This is a genomic window from Mycobacterium sp. DL592 (genome assembly GCF_011694515.1).
Taxonomy (GTDB): Bacteria; Actinomycetota; Actinomycetes; order Mycobacteriales; family Mycobacteriaceae; genus Mycobacterium.
Genome location: NZ_CP050192.1, coordinates 2,475,380 through 2,490,735, shown reverse-complemented (window position 1 = coordinate 2,490,735; position 15,356 = coordinate 2,475,380). Strand labels below are relative to the sequence as shown.

The 15,356-nt window shown below is 69.4% G+C and carries 15 protein-coding genes and 1 pseudogene; 11 read left to right on the top strand and 5 right to left on the bottom strand.

Translation table 11 applies throughout. The features are described from left to right. Positions 1 to 21: 21 nt before the first annotated feature. Positions 22 to 861, bottom strand: coding sequence for a c-type cytochrome (locus HBE64_RS12030; RefSeq protein WP_243841588.1), 840 nt, complete (start codon positions 859 to 861; stop codon positions 22 to 24). Positions 862 to 875: 14 nt separating this feature from the next. Further along, entirely contained in the window at positions 876 to 1,487 is a 612-nt protein-coding gene (locus HBE64_RS12025; RefSeq protein ID WP_167102070.1) for a heme-copper oxidase subunit III, read from the bottom strand. A 112-nt stretch (positions 1,488 to 1,599) separates the two neighbouring features. Between HBE64_RS12025 and trpD the strand changes: the two genes are divergently transcribed. After that, positions 1,600 to 2,682 carry an anthranilate phosphoribosyltransferase gene (gene trpD, locus HBE64_RS24725; protein ID WP_243841587.1) on the top strand — a complete coding sequence of 361 codons (1,083 nt, stop codon included), beginning with the start codon at positions 1,600 to 1,602 and terminating at the stop codon, positions 2,680 to 2,682. Here the strand turns inward: trpD and HBE64_RS12020 are convergent. Continuing rightward, a pseudogene (locus tag HBE64_RS12020) lies at positions 2,620 to 4,371 on the bottom strand (DEDD exonuclease domain-containing protein); the annotation flags it as partial. The gene trpD and the pseudogene HBE64_RS12020 overlap by 63 nt on opposite strands. Before the next feature lie 186 nt (positions 4,372 to 4,557). On the opposite strand from HBE64_RS12020, the gene HBE64_RS12015 reads away from it, so the two are divergent. The 5 genes from HBE64_RS12015 to HBE64_RS11995 all read left to right on the top strand — a co-directional run bounded on the left by HBE64_RS12015 (position 4,558) and on the right by HBE64_RS11995 (position 8,776). Continuing rightward, positions 4,558 to 4,779 carry a hypothetical protein gene (locus HBE64_RS12015; protein WP_167102067.1) on the top strand — a complete coding sequence of 74 codons (222 nt, stop codon included), beginning with the start codon at positions 4,558 to 4,560 and terminating at the stop codon, positions 4,777 to 4,779. A gap of 170 nt (positions 4,780 to 4,949) precedes the next feature. Then, positions 4,950 to 6,086, top strand: a complete 1,137-nt coding sequence (gene ripC, locus HBE64_RS12010; protein WP_167102064.1) for a peptidoglycan hydrolase RipC — start codon at positions 4,950 to 4,952, stop codon at positions 6,084 to 6,086. A 41-nt stretch (positions 6,087 to 6,127) separates the two neighbouring features. Next, on the top strand, positions 6,128 to 6,946 hold the full coding sequence (locus HBE64_RS12005; protein WP_371744150.1) for a hypothetical protein: 819 nt from the start codon (positions 6,128 to 6,130) through the stop codon (positions 6,944 to 6,946). Positions 6,947 to 6,957: 11 nt separating this feature from the next. Further along, a complete protein-coding gene (locus tag HBE64_RS12000; protein WP_167102061.1) occupies positions 6,958 to 8,106 on the top strand; it encodes a glycosyltransferase family 4 protein in 1,149 nt (382 codons plus the stop codon). 10 nt (positions 8,107 to 8,116) lie between these two features. After that, on the top strand, positions 8,117 to 8,776 hold the full coding sequence (locus HBE64_RS11995) for a cutinase family protein (RefSeq protein WP_167102058.1): 660 nt from the start codon (positions 8,117 to 8,119) through the stop codon (positions 8,774 to 8,776). On the opposite strand, the gene HBE64_RS11990 is transcribed toward HBE64_RS11995, so the two are convergent. Next, the gene (locus tag HBE64_RS11990) at positions 8,773 to 10,569 is read right to left on the bottom strand and encodes a long-chain fatty acid--CoA ligase (RefSeq protein ID WP_167102055.1); all 1,797 of its coding nucleotides are present in this window, start codon (positions 10,567 to 10,569) and stop codon (positions 8,773 to 8,775) included. The two genes, HBE64_RS11995 and HBE64_RS11990, sit on opposite strands and share 4 nt — an antisense overlap. A 124-nt stretch (positions 10,570 to 10,693) precedes the next feature. Between HBE64_RS11990 and HBE64_RS11985 the strand changes: the two genes are divergently transcribed. The 5 genes from HBE64_RS11985 (at position 10,694) to HBE64_RS11965 (ending at position 14,068) form a co-directional block, all read left to right on the top strand. Beyond that, positions 10,694 to 11,083, top strand: a complete 390-nt coding sequence (locus HBE64_RS11985; protein ID WP_167102052.1) for a polyketide cyclase / dehydrase and lipid transport — start codon at positions 10,694 to 10,696, stop codon at positions 11,081 to 11,083. 59 nt (positions 11,084 to 11,142) lie between these two features. Then, positions 11,143 to 11,577 (top strand): SRPBCC family protein, encoded by a 435-nt coding sequence (locus HBE64_RS11980; RefSeq protein ID WP_167102049.1) that lies wholly within the window; start codon positions 11,143 to 11,145, stop codon positions 11,575 to 11,577. Then, positions 11,578 to 12,852, top strand: coding sequence for an ArsA family ATPase (locus tag HBE64_RS11975; RefSeq protein WP_167102046.1), 1,275 nt, complete (start codon positions 11,578 to 11,580; stop codon positions 12,850 to 12,852). Beyond that, on the top strand, positions 12,849 to 13,253 hold the full coding sequence (locus tag HBE64_RS11970; protein WP_167102043.1) for a hypothetical protein: 405 nt from the start codon (positions 12,849 to 12,851) through the stop codon (positions 13,251 to 13,253). Before HBE64_RS11975 ends, HBE64_RS11970 begins: the two co-directional genes overlap by 4 nt. A 77-nt stretch (positions 13,254 to 13,330) precedes the next feature. Then, positions 13,331 to 14,068, top strand: a complete 738-nt coding sequence (locus tag HBE64_RS11965) for a 1-acyl-sn-glycerol-3-phosphate acyltransferase (protein WP_167102040.1) — start codon at positions 13,331 to 13,333, stop codon at positions 14,066 to 14,068. Here HBE64_RS11965 and HBE64_RS11960 read toward each other — a convergent pair. Continuing rightward, a complete protein-coding gene (locus tag HBE64_RS11960; protein ID WP_167102037.1) occupies positions 14,010 to 15,332 on the bottom strand; it encodes a glycosyltransferase 87 family protein in 1,323 nt (440 codons plus the stop codon). The genes HBE64_RS11965 and HBE64_RS11960 overlap by 59 nt on opposite strands. Between the last annotated feature and the right edge of the window lie 24 nt (positions 15,333 to 15,356).

Below are 15,356 nucleotides of genomic sequence, written 5' to 3'. Positions count from 1 at the left end.
CCTTCGCTACTCGCTGGGCGCTCATGCCCGCGCCCCGATCCACAGCGCCACACCGATCGTGGCGACCATGCCGATGATCCAGATCGCCATGCCTTCCGGCGCAGGTCCGAAGCCGCCGAGTCCGTAACCGCCGGGATTCGTTGTCTCAGAAGCCGTCCGGACGTAGGCGATGATGTCCTTCTTCTCCTCCGGCGAAAGCTGGCGGTCGGAGAACTTCGGCATGTTCTGCGGGCCGGTCAGCATCGCGGTGTAGATCTGGGCCGGGGTGGCCTGCTCGAGTTCCGGGGCGTACTTGCCCGAGGACAGCGCGCCGCCCTTGCCGGTGAAGTTGTGGCAGGACGCGCAGTTGAGCCGGAACAGGTCGCCACCGCGGGCCACGTCGTTGCCGAGCAGCGAGTGGTCGGCGATCTGACCGTTGGCGTCGCGGGGGACCAGTGGGCCGCCGCCGTTGGCCTGGATGTAGGCGCCGAGGGCGTCGATCTGGTTCTCGTCGAAGATCGGAGCCTTGCGGGGGGCCTGCGCCTCGCCACGCATCGCCGGCATGCGGCCGGTCGAGACCTGGAAGTAGACCGCCGCCTCGCCGACACCTACCAGGCTTGGTCCGCGCCCGTCGATGCCCTGGAGGTTGGCGCCATGGCAGGTGATGCAGGCCGTGTCGTAGAGCTGCTGACCGGTGCGCAGCAGCGCCGACTGCGATTCGTCGGCGACCGCGACCTGCGGCGTGGGCGTCAGCGTGGCAGCCAGCGCACCGGCGAAACCGAGGCCGGCCAGCAGCAGAACTGCGCCCGTCAGCCGGCGACGCAGTCGGCGGCGCGATTTGTCGCTCATGCCGGATCCGAACCGCCCGGTTGTCTTGAGCATCGAACCCCTTCTCATCAACGGATGAAGTAGATCGTCGCGAACAGGGCGATCCACACGATGTCGACGAAGTGCCAGTAGTAGGACACCACGATCGCCGCAGTCGCCTGCGCCGGTGTGAACTTGGCCATCCGGGTGCGCAGCAGCAGCAGCACGAACGCCACCAGACCGCCGATCACGTGCAGGCCGTGGAAGCCGGTCGCGAGGTAGAAGACGCTGCCGTAGGCGCTGCCCGGGATCGTGGTCCCGTGAGTCACCAGGTGGTAGTACTCGTAGGCCTGGCCGAGCACGAAGAAGGTGCCCATCGCCAGGGTGATCGTGTACCAGCGGCGCAGCCCGAACACGTCACCGCGCTCGGCCGCGAACACACCCATCTGACAGGTGAAGGACGACGCGATCAGCACCAGCGTCACCGGCACCGCCTGATACAAGTTCAGCTCGGTCGGTGGCGGCGGCCATACCCCGCCGGCCTGAGCACGGGCAGTGAAGTACATCGCGAACAGTCCAGCAAAGAACATCAGTTCACTGGAAAGCCACACGATAGTGCCAACACTGACCATGTTCGGCCGGTTCAGCGAATGTACGCGCGATGTGATCGCAGTTCCCGAAGTGCCAACAGCGCTCGTCACATCAAGAAGTATGACGCTTTGTAGTTGTCGAGGTACAGCCAGGGGCCGAATTGGTCATAACTGTCGTTGGCCGGCACTGTGAAGTTCCCGGGCGGCGTGCGAATATCGGCGCGTGACCGAGCCCGATTCGCACCCCCAGTCCGACCCCCCGATCTCGACATGGCCGCAGCTCCTGGGCCGGTTGACCGCCGGGGAGGAGCTCGCGTCGGGGGAGGCCGGCTGGGCCATGGACCAGATCATGACGGGAGCCGCGACACCGGCTCAGATCGCCGCCTTCGGCGTGTCGATGAAAATGAAGCGCCCGACGGCTGCCGAGGTGCGTGAGTTGGCCGACACCATGCTGCGCTACGCCAAGCGGGTACCGACCGACGTGATCGGAACCGACACCGTCGACATCGTGGGCACCGGCGGCGACCGCGCGAACACCGTCAACCTGTCCACGATGGCCTCGATCGTGGTGGCGGCCGCCGGCGTGCCGGTGGTCAAGCACGGCAACCGGGCGGCGTCGTCCAAGAGCGGCGGCGCCGACATGCTCGAGGCGCTGGGGCTGCGGATCGACCTGGGCCCCGAGGAGGTCGCCCGCAGCGTGGCCGAGGTCGGCATCGGGTTCTGCTTCGCGCCGGTGTTCCACCCGTCCTACAAGTACGCGGGCGCTCCACGCCGGGAGATCGGCGTGCCGACGGTGTTCAATCTGCTTGGGCCGCTGACGAATCCGGCCGGGCCGCGGGCCGGTCTGATCGGATGCGCGTTCGGAGATCTGGCCGAGGTGATGGCCGGGGTCTTCGCCGCGCGCCGGTGCAGCGTGCTCGTCGTGCACGGCGACGACGGGCTCGATGAGCTGACCACGACGACCACGAGCACGATCTGGCGGGTGCAGGCGGGGACGATCGACAAGCTGACCTTCGACCCGCTCGGCTTCGGATTCCCCCGCGCCCACATCGAGGAGCTGGTCGGCGGGGACGCCGAGTTCAACGCCGCCGAGGCGCGCAATGTGCTGGGCGGCGCGACGGGCCCGGTCCGCGACGCCGTCGTCCTCAATGCGGCCGGCGCGATGGTCGCCCACGCGGGACTATCCAGCCACGCCGAATGGTTGCCGTCCTGGGAGGAGGGGCTGGGCCGGGCTGCCGAGGCGATCGACTCTGGGGCGGCCGAGCAGCTGCTGGCGCGTTGGGTGCGGTTCACCCAGGAGCTCTGAGTCCAGCCGCTGGGCCTGTTCGGCGGCGAGCCGGGCCGAGCGCGCTGCGGCCGCCCACGGCGCCCACGGCCCCGCCGAGCCTGCTGGTGAAGCGAAACCTGTTGTCGCGCAGACAATTCGGACGCCTGGGGCGGCCAGCCAGCGGGCGATCAGCGCGGTCTCCTCGACCAGTGCGCCACCCAGCGGTGCCGACTCCGGCAGGACAGTCTGGGCGCAGGCCTGCAGGGCCTCGACCACTGGCATGGGTGGCACCCGGCGGGCGGCCACCCCGGCGGCGGCGAGCTGCCCGCGCCGGATGACCACCAGCTGCCAGCCGCCTGCGCCGTCGGGTGCGGCGGCCACCAGTTCCTCGACGGCGGCCAGGGCCCGCAGCCGCTGTCCACGCCACAGCACGTCCACCGCGGCCGCGGTCTGGTCGCGCAGCCGTGCGGCGCTCTCGTAGCGGGACCTGGCGGCCAATTCCTCGACGCGGGCCACGGCGTGCGCCAGTGCGCTGCTGTCGAACCCGTCGATAAGCGCAGCGGCCCGCTCGGGCGCCGGGAGGTAGTCGGCGGCGGTGGCCCCGCGCGGCGCTGGGCAGGGCGCGATCTCGCGTTCGGGGCAGGCCGGGCCGTGCTCGCCGGTGCGGCTGATCCGGGCGGTGCAGGTGCGCACGCCGGTGAAGCGTGCGACGAGTTCGGCGGTGTCGACGGCGTCGGCGCGGGACCGGAACGGGCCGATCACCCGGTCGTGGCGCGGCCGGCGGACGACCGACAGCCGCGGGAAGGCCTCGTCGGTCAACGCCACCCACCACCAGCGGTGCGGAAAGCGGGAGCGACGGTTGTAGGGCGGGGCGTGGGCGGCCAGCAGCCGTAACTCGCGCACACCGGCCTCCAGCGGGTGCGCGCATTCGACGTGGTCGACGGCGGTGGCCAGCGCCACCATCTCCTTTATCCGGCCGCGCGGGTCCGCACCGTTGAAGTACTGGCCCACCCGGCGGCGCAGATCGGTGGCCGTCCCGACGTAGAGCACCTCGCCGGTCGGCCCGCGGAACAGGTACACCCCGGGCCGGTTCGGCAGTCGCTGGGCCAGCGTCCGCTTGCTGCGCTGGGCGTTGGAGATGTTGGGCAGGTAGCCGCGCAGATCGGCGTAGGTGTGGATGCCCTGGTTGCCGACCCGCTCGATCAGCGCGTGCAGGACGTCGACCGTGGCGCGCGCGTCGTCGAGCGCCCGGTGGGTGGGCTGGGTGGCCGAGCCCACCAGCTTGGCCAGGGTGGCCAGCCGGACGCTGGGCGCCTCCTCCCTGGTCAGCACCCGGCGGGCCAGCCGCACGGTGCACAACACCGGTGGGCGCGGCCAGGTGATGCCGCACTGTTCGGCGGCCGACTTCAGGAACCCGATGTCGAAACCCGCGTTGTGGGCGACCAGGACGGCGCCGCGGGCGAACTCCAGGAACATCGGCAGCACCGATCCGATGGTGGGTGCGTCGTGGACCATCGCGGTGGTGATGCCGGTGAGCTGGACGATCTGGGGTGGGATGGCCCGTTGCGGGTCGACCAGGGTGGCGAACTCGCCGAGTACCTCGCCGCCGCGGACCTTGACGGCGCCGATCTCCGTGATGGCGTCGCGCGAGCCGTCTGCTGACGCGGTGGCCCGCCCCCCGGTGGTCTCCAGGTCGACGACCACGAACGTGGTGTCCCGCAGGGACACGTCGGCGGCCGGGTCGATGTCGGCGAAGCTCAGCTGAGCGTCGATCGAGGGGCCGTCCACAGCTGTCGACGGTAGGCAGCGGCACCGACAGATCCGGGCTGCCACACCGGGACGGCCACCAACTCGGCCCGTTCTTGTCGGTGCCCCCGGTTAGCGTGCGGCCAAGCCCAATGAGAGGAGCCCGATATGGGTACGGAGCCAGGCGATCCGGTGGTCATCGACTGTGACGACTGCGCGGTGCGCGGCCCGGGCTGCCGGGATTGTGTCGTCAGTGTTTTGCTGGGCGTCCCGGAGACTTTGCTCGACGACGAACGCGCGGCGCTGGAGGTGCTCGCCGACGCGGGAATGGCGCCCCGGCTGCGGCTGGTGCCGATCCATCGCCACGGGGGTTCGGGCCTGGCCAGCTGATCGCCTGGTACGTTGGCCGGCAGGTTGTGACTTGTGAGGCACGCGTGACTGGTCATTCTGTTAAATCTTGATCTCGCGTTGGACAATGCCGATGCCATTTCGTAACCTGTTCGAGACCTAAGGCAGATCGACGCAGAAAGCGTCGGCCGCACTTAAAAGGATGCGTAATCTTGAGGTTTGATCGCAGGTCCCTGGCGAAACGCGTTCTTCGGCGCCATGTCGTCGGTGGGATCGCGGCCCTCCTGTTCGCCTCGGCCGTTATCACAGGCACTGTGCACGCAGACCCCGCCGACGACGGTGTGGCAAAGCTCAACGAGCTGTCCCGGCAGGCCGAGCAGCTCACCGAATCGATGCATTCCGCTCAGCTTGATCTTGACAAGAAGCTGCAAGTCCAGGCTGCCGCGGAGAAGCAGCACGTCGACGACCTGGCCGCAGCCGATGCCGCCAAGGCGCAGCTGGCTACCTATCAGGTATCGGTCGACAAGTTTGCTGCGGCGATGTACATGGGTGGCCGGATGGACGGCTTCAACGCCATCCTGACCGCCGAGTCGCCGCAGGGCCTGATCGACAAGATGGCCGTCCAGAAGGTCATGTCCACCGAGATGACCGCACAGATGCAGAACTACCGGCGGCTGTCCGACGAGACCGTCAAGGCTGAGGCAGCCTCCGCCAAGTCCGCCGCCGACGCCAAGACCGCCGCCGAACAGGCCGCCGCGGTGCGCGCTGACCTGCAGCGCAAGCAGTCGCAGCTGCAAGTCCAGATCGCCATCGTCAAGTCGCGTTACCAGACTCTGACCCCCGATCAGCGGACCGCACTGGCCGCACCTGGCCCCGTCCCGCCGCCGGAGATTCTGGCCGCGCCCGCTCCTGATGCGCTGCCGCCGATCGACGCGCCGCCGCCACCGCCGGAGGCCGCCGAGGTCATCCCGATGGCTGCCGTGCCGTCGCCCGGTGAGGGTTCCAGCGAGGGTGCGATCGCCGTACAGGCTGCGCTCACCCGAATCGGCGACCCCTACGTGTGGGGCGGATCGGGTCCGAATCAATTCGACTGCTCCGGGCTGGTGATGTGGGCCTTCCAGCAGGCCGGGATCTTCCTGCCGCACTCCAGCCAGGCGCTGGCCGCCGGCGGCCAGCCGGTGTCGATGGACCAGATGCAGCCCGGCGACGTCGTGAACTACTACTCCGACGCGTCGCATTCGGCGATCTACATCGGCGACGGGATGATGGTTCACGCGTCGACGTTCGGCGTACCGGTGCGCGTCGCCCCGGTGAACAACGCACCGATCTACAACATCCGCCGGTACTGACCAGCCGATCTGCTCGCCGCTGGCTGCCGATCACCCTCGCGGTGGTCGTCGCGACCGCGGCCGTCATCGCAGCCTTCCTGCTCGGCTCACCCGCCCATCGCGACCCCGGCCCGGGCGTCACCTCCACCGCCCCGGCCACGGCCGCCCCGCTCGTCGTCGGCGACAACCGCACCGTTCGCCTGATCAGCCTGGGTGGGGCCACGACCGATGGACTGCTCAACCGCGTCGCGGCCGATATCGATGGCGCGGTCGGCGCCGTCGAACGCTTCTGGGGCACCGATTGGGAGCACGAGATCGTCATCATTGCCACCGATTCCGATGCCCAGTTCGTTGCCGAGGCGGGCCTGGACCCGCGCAGGCAATGGTCGGACATCGCCGCTGTCTCGGTTGCCGACAGCGTCGACCTCGAGCACCGCCGCGCCGGCGGACAACGCATCGTCTTCTCGCCGGGTGCGGTGGCCATGAGCGAGGCGTCGCTGCGAATCGTGCTCACCCACGAGCTGTTTCACCTCGCCGCCCGCACCGACACCGCGCTGGACGCACCGCGCTGGCTTGTCGAGGGCGTGGCCGACTTCGTCGCCCGCCCCGCCGCCCCGCTTCCCGCCGGCGCCGCCGCCGACACCTCGTTACCGAGCGACGCCGCTCTCGACGCCGCCGGACCGGCACGAGCCATGGGCTACGACCGGGCCTGGTGGTTCGCCCGGTTCGTCGCCGACACCTACGGCGTCGACGGGCTGCGCCGGCTCTACACCGACGCCTGCGGGCCGGGCCACCCGGACTTTCCCACCGCGGTGCGCCGAGCACTCGACACGGACGTTGCCGAGCTGCGTACCCGCTGGGCGCAGTGGCTGACCCGATAACGTGTGAGGCGATGACGCGGATCCTGCTGGTCACCAATGACTTTCCGCCGCGCCCCGGCGGCATCCAGTCCTACCTCGAGCAGTTCGTGGGCCACCTGGCCGCCGCCGGTGAACACCAGCTGACGGTGTACGCCCCGCGGTGGAAGGGCTGCGAGGATTACGACGCCGCCGCCGATTACCGGGTCGTACGGCATCCCGGCACCCTGATGCTGCCTGAGCCGGGCGTCGAGCGCCGGATCCGCACGCTGATCGCGGAGCACGACATCGAGACGGTGTGGTTCGGTGCGGCCGCCCCGCTGGCCCTGCTGGCCAACCGTGCGCGCCACGCCGGGGCCGGCTGGGTGCTGGCCAGCACGCACGGGCACGAGGTGGGCTGGTCCATGCTGCCGGGTGCCCGCTCGGCCCTGCGGCGCATCGGTGACACGACCGACGTGGTCACCTTCGTCAGTGACTACACCAGGGGCCGGTTCGCCCGGGCCTTCGGGCCGAAGGTCAATCTGCAGCACCTCCCGCCGGGGGTGGACTCAGACCGGTTCCGTCCGGATCCCGCCGCGCGCGAGGAGCTGCGTGAACGCTACCGGCTGGGTGCGCGCCCCACCGTTGTCTGCGTCTCCCGGCTGGTGCCGCGCAAGGGTCAGGACATGCTCATCAGGGCGCTGCCGGAGATCCGCCGCCGCGTCGAGGGTGCCGCTCTGGTGATCGTCGGCGGCGGTCCACACGCCGATCAACTGCACAAGCTGGCCCGCGACGGCGGTGTCAGCGAGCACGTGGTGTTCACCGGCGGCGTGCCGAGTACCGAGCTGCCGGCCCACTACGCGATGGCCGATGTCTTTGCGATGCCTTGTCGCACAAGGGGTTACGGCCTCGACGTCGAGGGGCTGGGAATCGTGTTCCTGGAAGCCTCGGCCACCGGTGTGCCGGTGGTCGCGGGCAGCTCCGGCGGGGCACCGGAGACCGTCCGCGACGGCGAGACGGGACGGGTGGTCGACGGCCGGTCGCAATCGGCGATCGTCGACGCCGTCAGTGCCATTCTGGCCGACCCGGCGCTGGCCGCACGGATGGGGGAGGCCGGGCGCCGCTGGGTCGCCCAGGATTGGTCGTGGGCCGCCCGGACCGCCAGACTCGCCGAACTGCTGTGTCCCCCCGCGCCGCTCGTGTGACCATGGGCCGATGGACACGCCGCCACTGCTGAGGACCCTGGCCGCGGCCGCGCTGGCGGCCGCGGCGGTGAGTCTGGTGCCCGCCGTCCCTGCCGAAGCCGACGACGACTGCCCCGACGTCGAGGTCATCTTCGCCCGCGGCACCGGGGAACCGCCGGGCCCCGGCCGGGTCGGTCAGGCCTTCGCCGATGCCCTGGCCCCGCAGCTCGGTGGTCGTTCGCTGGGCGTCTACGGCGTCAACTACCCGGCGAGCCTGAACTTCCTGACCGCGGCGGCAGGCGCGAACGACGCGGCAGCGCGCATCGCCGACATGAGCGTGCGCTGCCCGCAGACCAGGCTGGTGCTCGGCGGTTTCTCTCAGGGAGCGGCAGCGGTCTCGATGTTGGCCGGGGTACCACCGGTCGGCGACCGCATCGGCAGCATCGGATCAGCCGCCCCGCTGCCGCCCGACGCGGCAGGCCGCGTCGCCGTGGTCGCGGTCTTCGGCAACCCGGGTGCGCGCTTCGGCTCCCCGCTGAGCAGCACCGGCGCGTTCGTGGGCCGCGCCATCGACGTGTGCGTGCCCGGTGATCCGATCTGCTCCAACGGCCGCGACCGTGCCGCGCACAGCGCCTACGAACTGCCGCCCTACCCGCAGCAGGCGGCCAACTTCGTGGCCGGCCTGATCTAGCTGGACTTGGCGTAGATCGCGTCGATCTCGTCGGCGAACTTCTCTGCGACGACGTTGCGCTTGACCTTCAGCGTCGGGGTGAGCTCACCGGTGAGCACGGTGAAGTCGCACGGCAGAATCCGGAACTTGCGGATCGACTCGGCATGGGACACATGCTGATTGGCGTCCTTGATGGCCAGCTCGATCTCGCCCACCAGGTCCGGATCCTCGCGCAGATCGCCTACCGACGCCTCGGCGGCCTTGCCGTGGTGTTGCTTCCAGACATCGAAGGCTTCCGGGTCGATGGCGATCAGCGCGCCGATGAACGGCTGCTTGTCCCCGACGGCCATCGCCTGGCTGATCAGGGGATGGGCCCGCAGCGCGTCCTCGAGCACCGCGGGTGCGACGTTCTTGCCGCCTGCGGTGACGATGATCTCCTTCTTGCGGCCGGTGATCGACAGGAAGCCCTCGGAGTCGATGCTGGCCAGATCGCCGGTGTGGAACCACCCGTCGACGATCGCCTCGGCGGTGGCCTTCTCGTTGCGCCAGTACCCGCTGAACACCACGCCGCCCTTGACCAGCAGTTCGCCGTCCTCGGCGATCTTCATGCTGTTGCCGGGCACCAGCTTTCCGACGGAGCCGACCTTGAGTTCGCCGATCCGGTTCACCGTGATCGCCGCGCTGGTCTCGGTCAGGCCGTAGCCCTCGTAGATCGACAGCCCCACGCCGCGGTAGAAGTGGCCGAGCCGCTTGCCCAGCGGCGCGCCGCCGGAGATCGCCGCGTGGCAGTCACCGCCGAGGGCGGCGCGCAGCTTGCCGTACACCAGCCGGTCGAACAGGGCATGGCTCGCCTTGAGAAGCAGGTTCGGTGAGCCGGTCTCGAGCGCCTCGCTGTAGGCGATCGCCGTCTTGACGGCCAGCTCGAAGATCTTGCCTTTACCGCTGTCTCGCGCATTCAATTCCGCTGTGTTGTAGACCTTTTCGAACACCCGCGGTACCGACACCACGATGCTCGGCTTGAACAGCTGCAACATCGGGACCAGGCTCCTGATGTCGCTGGTGTAGCCCAGTGTCACCTTGTTGGCGAACGCGGTCATCGACAGGGCACGCGACAGCACGTGTGCCAGCGGCAGGAACACCAGCAGCCGCTCGTGCTGGCGCAGCAGGGTGGGGAAACATGTTGCGGCCCCGCGTGTCTCGTGCAGCAGGTTCGAGTGCGTCAACTGCACACCCTTGGGCCTGCCGGTGGTGCCCGAGGTGTAGATCAGCGTGGCCGGGGCATCGGAGCGCAGACCGTCGAGCCGGCGGGTCAGCTCGGCGCCGTCCACCGTGGCGGCGGCAGCGGCCAGCTCGTCGAGGGCGCCCGCCTCGATGTCGTACGTCGTGCGCAGGGCGGGCAGCTCGCCGCGCAGTTCGGCGACCATCTGGGCATGCGCCTCGGTCTCGGTGAACGCCACCACCGCGGCGGAGTCCTCCAGTACCCACCGCACCTGCTCGGCCGAGGACGTCTCGTAGATCGGCACGGTGACGCCACCGACGGACAGAATCGCGTAGTCCAGGATCACCCACTCGTAGCGGGTCGCCGACAGGATCGCCACCCGGTCGCCGGCCTGCACGCCGGCCGCGATCAATCCCAGCGCCGCCGAGCGGATCCGGGCGGCGACCTCGGCACATGTCATATCGGTCCAGGCGCCGTCGACCAGGCGCTGCAGGATCACATAGTTCGGGTCGTCGCGCTCGTGCTCGTAGACCGCTCTGACGACATTGTCGTTGGCACCGATGGTGAACGGCGCTGGAACGCTGTACTCACGCACATGAACCCCTTGTGGAATTGCGCTTTGATTGCGTCCAGCCTAGTCACCCGCGCGGTGCGGCTGTGACGGCCTTCACCGGCCGGGCCGCGATCGGCGGGGCGTGGCCATATGTGAAGCTGGTGCCATGCACAGCATCCAGATCGCCGACGAGACCTTCGTCGCCGCGGATCCGGCCGCCGTCGGCCGCGCGGTGTCCGATCCGGCGGCGTGGCGGCGGTGGTGGCCGGACCTGCGCCTGGAGGTCGTCGAGGACCGCGCCGACAAAGGGGTGCGCTGGACGGTCGCCGGGCCGTTGACCGGCACCATGGAGATCTGGCTGGAACCCGTGCTCGACGGTGTTCTGCTGCACTACTTCCTGCACGCCGAGCCGACCGGGGCGGCGGCCTGGCAGCTGGCGAAGATGAACCTGCCCAAGTTGACCCATCAGCGCCGGGTGGCGGGCAAGCGGATGGCCTTCGAGGTCAAGGCCGCGCTGGAGGTGGCGCGCCCGGTGGGGGTCGCTCCCCAGCGGTGATATGAGGTCACACCGCGGGCGGGGAGGGTACCGTTTGTGGCCAAGGAGGCAAGGCATCTGTGGCTGACAAAACGGCGCAAACCATCTACATCGATGCGGATGCGCGCACCGTGATGGACGTGATCGCCGACATCGGTTCCTATCCGCAATGGGTGTCGGAATACAAGGAGACCGAGGTTCTCGAATCCGACGAACAGGGTTACCCGCTGACGGCACGCCTGCATCTGGACGCCGCGGTGCTGCGCGACACCATGGTGCTGGCCTACGTGTGGCCGCCCGACCGCAAATCGGTGCGCTGGTCGCTGGTGTCCAGCTCGCTGCTGAAGGCGCTTGACGGTGCATATACATTGCAGCCCAACGGTTCTGGGACCGATGTCACCTATGAGCTGTCGGTGGACCTGATGATCCCGATGATCGGACTGCTCAAACGCAAGGCCGAACGAAGGCTGACCGACACCGCTCTGAAGGACCTGAAGAAGCGGGTCGAGGGCTGAGTGAAGCCCGATGACGCTCCCGCCGCCGATGCGGGCTCCGAAGCCCGGGCCCGGATCAGCTTCTTCGTCGGCAAGGGGGGAGTAGGCAAGTCCACCCTGGCCGCGGCGACCGCGGTGCGTGCGGCGCTGGCCGGCGAGCGGGTGCTTGCGGTGTCCACCGACCAGGCGCACTCCCTCGGTGACGTGCTGGGCGTGCCGGTGCCGCCGACCGGTGGCCGGGAGCCAGTGCGGATCCTCACCGAGCAGGAAGGCGGCCACCTCGACGCGCTGGCGCTGGACACCTTGGCTCTGCTGGAGGCGCGGTGGCGCACCGTCGCCCCCGTGCTGGCCGGCAGGTTCCCCGAGTCTGATCTCAAAGATCTTGCCCCCGAAGAGCTTTCGGCACTTCCCGGCGTTCAGGAGGTGCTGGGCCTCGCCGAGGTGTCCGCACTTGCCGCCGGCGGGCACTGGGATTACGTGGTGGTGGACTGCGCCTCGACGGCCGATGCGATGCGGATGTTGACGCTGCCCGCCGCGTTCGCCATGTACGTCGAGCGGGCCTGGCCGCGGCACCGCAGGCTCAGCTCGGCAGCCGACGACATCCGGGGAGCGGCCACCGTCGCGGTGGTCGAGTCGATCGCCGGCGGCATGGAAGCGCTGTCGGCACTGCTCACCGACGGCGAGCGGGTCAGCGCACACCTGGTGCTCACCGCCGAGCGGGTGGTCGCGGCCGAAGCCGTGCGCACCCTCGGCTCGCTGGCGCTGATGGGTGTGCGGGTCGCCGAGCTCATCGCCAACCAGGTTCTGGTCCAAGACGATTCATACGAGTACCGCAACCTCCCGGATCACCCCGCCTTCGACTGGTATGCCGAGCGGATCTCCGAACAGCAGGTCGTCCTCGACGAGCTAAGCACCGCGACCGGCGACGTCGCGCTGATCCTGGCCCCGCATCTGGCCGGCGAGCCGATCGGCCCCAAGGCGCTCGGCCAGCTGCTCGACAGCGTCCGCCGCCGGGACGGCTCGCCACCGCCGGGGCCGCTGCGGCCCGTCGTCGACCGGGAGTCGGGCTCCGGCCTCGATGCGGTCTACCGGATGCGGCTAGAGTTGCCGCAGGTCGACTCCGGCACGCTGACGCTGGGTCGAGTCGACGACGACCTGATCATCGGCGTTGCCGGGATGCGACGCCGGGTTCGGCTCGCATCGGTTCTGCGCCGATGCATCGTGACCGACGCGGCACTGCGCGGCAATGAGCTGACAGTGCGCTTTCGACCCAATCCGGAGGTGTGGCCGGCGTGAGTGGCACCAGCCACCCCGACATCGGGCCCGAGCTGCGCGCACTGGCCCAGGCGATCCTGGACCGCCTGGACCCGGCGGTGCGTGCCGCCGCGGCGATGGCTGCCAACCCCGACAACGGACCGGCCAAGTGCCAGCAGGTGTGGTGCCCAGTCTGTGCGCTGGCGGCACTGGTCAACGGTGAGCAGCATCCTCTGCTGACGGTGATCGCCGAGCACAGCGTGACGCTGATGACGGTGATCCGGTCGATGGCCGGGGATCCCGTGACGCCGTCCGGCCAGGACGGCCCCGCGGCCCCCGACGGCGAGGCGGCCGACCCGCCCGAGCCGCCCCGCAGCCGCTACCAACACATCCCGGTCACCGTGGAGGAATTCCCCGGGCCGGCGTCTGAAGATCCGGTGTGAACCGGAACCGACCTGTGGTCGGTGCATCGGCGGCTGGGTAGAGTTGGCGCAAAGCGCGCGCCCGATTGGGAGGCTCCATGTGGTATTGGCTGTTCAAGTACATCTTCATGGGACCCTTGCTGTCTTTGCTCGGTAGGCCGAAAGTCGAAGGGCTGGAATACGTTCCAGACTCCGGCCCGGCCATTCTGGCCAGCAACCACCTCGCGGTCGCGGACAGCTTCTACCTGCCGCTCGTCGTGCGGCGGCGAATCACCTTCCTGGCCAAGCAGGAGTACTTCACCGGCACCGGACTCAAAGGTTGGTTCAACCGGTGGTTCTACACGGTGGCCGGGCAGGTGCCGATCGACCGCACCGACGCCGACGCCGCGCAGGCCGCACTGGACACCGCCCAGCGTCTGCTCAACCAGAACAAGCTGCTCGGGATGTACCCCGAAGGCACGCGTTCACCGGATGGCCGGCTCTACAAGGGCAAGACCGGGCTGGCCCGGCTGGCCCTGGAGACCGGGGTTCCGGTGATTCCGGTCGCGATGATCGGAACCGACGTCGTCAACCCGCCCGGGTCCAAGATGTGGCGCTTCGGCCGGGTGACGGTGCGGTTCGGCAAGCCGATGGACTTCTCCCGGTTCGACGGCCTGGCCGGCAATCGGTTCATCGAGCGGGCGGTCATCGACGAGGTGATCTACGAGCTGATGAAGCTGTCGGGTCAGGAGTACGTCGACATCTACGCCGCGTCGGTCAAAGAGGGACAGACCGACCCTAAGCCGGGTGCACCAGGTCAGCCACCGGCACGGTTCCCGGAGACCGCCGCAGGCTAGCGGCCGGAGCCCGCACCGTCAGACCGGCGACCACGAGCACCGCCAGCGCCCACCACACGTAGGACATGCCCAGCAGCTGACGCCACCACGAGGCGGTTTCCTCGTGATGTTTGGGCAGCAGTTCCAGCGGGATCCACACCATCAGCGCCACCCCGGCCGCGCTCACCACGGCGAGCGCGATATTGCGCCGTTGATAGGCCAGCACCGAGGTGACCACGACGGTCGGCAGCGCCCACACCCAGTGATGTGACCACGACACCGGCGAGACCATCAGGCCGAACAGCGCCACACAGATCAGCGCCAGGGTCGGCTCACCGGCTTGCAGGACCCGTCGCGCCGCCCAGACCGTCAGCCCCAGCACCGCGAAGCAGGCCGCCAGCCAGATCAGCTGCTGGGTGGTGTGGCCCAGGCCGAGCCGTGCCAACGAGCCCGCGATGTTCTGGTTGGTGTTCAGCGCGGCACTTCCGATGCGGTCGGTGTGGCGCACCGTCGTCGTCCAGTACTCGATGGAGTCGCGCCAGGCGAACGCGAAACCCAGCAGGGTGGCGGCGAGGAACGAGGCGAACGCCGTCACGGTGGCGCGGACATCGCGGCGCAGCACGAAGTACAGCAGGAACACCGCAGGCGTGAGCTTGAATGCGATCGCTATTCCCAGCAACAGTCCCCGCGGCCACGGGGTGCGGCGCGGCACGCAGTCGGCGATCACCAGCGTCATCAGCACGACGTTGATCTGGCCGAAGGCGAAGTTGGCGGCGATCGGCTCGAGGTAGACCACCGACAGCGCCACGATGCCCGCAGCCAGCCAGCAGCGTCGCAGCCAGGCCGGCTCGCCGGTCAGCGCCGAGTCCTGCCACACGTCCAGGCGGGTCAGCACGATCCAGATCGACACCAGCAGCAGTACCAAGGTGATCACCGTGATGGCGACACTGGCCGCGTCGAGTCCGAGCCAGGCGAACGGGCTGAACAGGATCGCCGCCAGCGGCGGATAGGTGAACGGGAGGTCGAGGCCGATCCGGGTGGGGAACGTCGTGTCGCCGGCATAGAGCGGACGGCCGTCCAGCCAGGCCCGGGCGCCCATCCGGTAGACGTCGATGTCGATGCGGTAGGGGATGTGCCCGAGCAGCAGCCACCCCGCGTAGACCAGCAGCGCGACGATCCCCAGCTGGGTCAGCCGCCAGCCGACGGTCAGCCAGGACCGGGCCCTCGGTGATAGCGGGCCGCGCCCGAACACACTGCCCGTCTCGAGCGGCTGCCGCGTACTCATGTCGCAGACAGACTATCGGGGCGG

Bases quoted from the DNA above. Each gene is read 5' to 3' on its own strand.
- HBE64_RS12030 (WP_243841588.1), bottom strand. From the start codon at position 861: ATGCTCAAGACAACCGGGCGGTTCGGATCCGGCATGAGCGACAAATCG.
- HBE64_RS12015 (WP_167102067.1), top strand. From the start codon at position 4,558: ATGGGTACGGAGCCAGGCGATCCGGTGGTCATCGACTGTGACGACTGC.
- HBE64_RS12000 (WP_167102061.1), top strand. From the start codon at position 6,958: ATGACGCGGATCCTGCTGGTCACCAATGACTTTCCGCCGCGCCCCGGC.
- HBE64_RS11995 (WP_167102058.1), top strand. From the start codon at position 8,117: ATGGACACGCCGCCACTGCTGAGGACCCTGGCCGCGGCCGCGCTGGCG.
- HBE64_RS11985 (WP_167102052.1), top strand. From the start codon at position 10,694: ATGCACAGCATCCAGATCGCCGACGAGACCTTCGTCGCCGCGGATCCG.
- HBE64_RS11965 (WP_167102040.1), top strand. From the start codon at position 13,331: ATGTGGTATTGGCTGTTCAAGTACATCTTCATGGGACCCTTGCTGTCT.
- HBE64_RS11960 (WP_167102037.1), bottom strand. From the start codon at position 15,332: ATGAGTACGCGGCAGCCGCTCGAGACGGGCAGTGTGTTCGGGCGCGGC.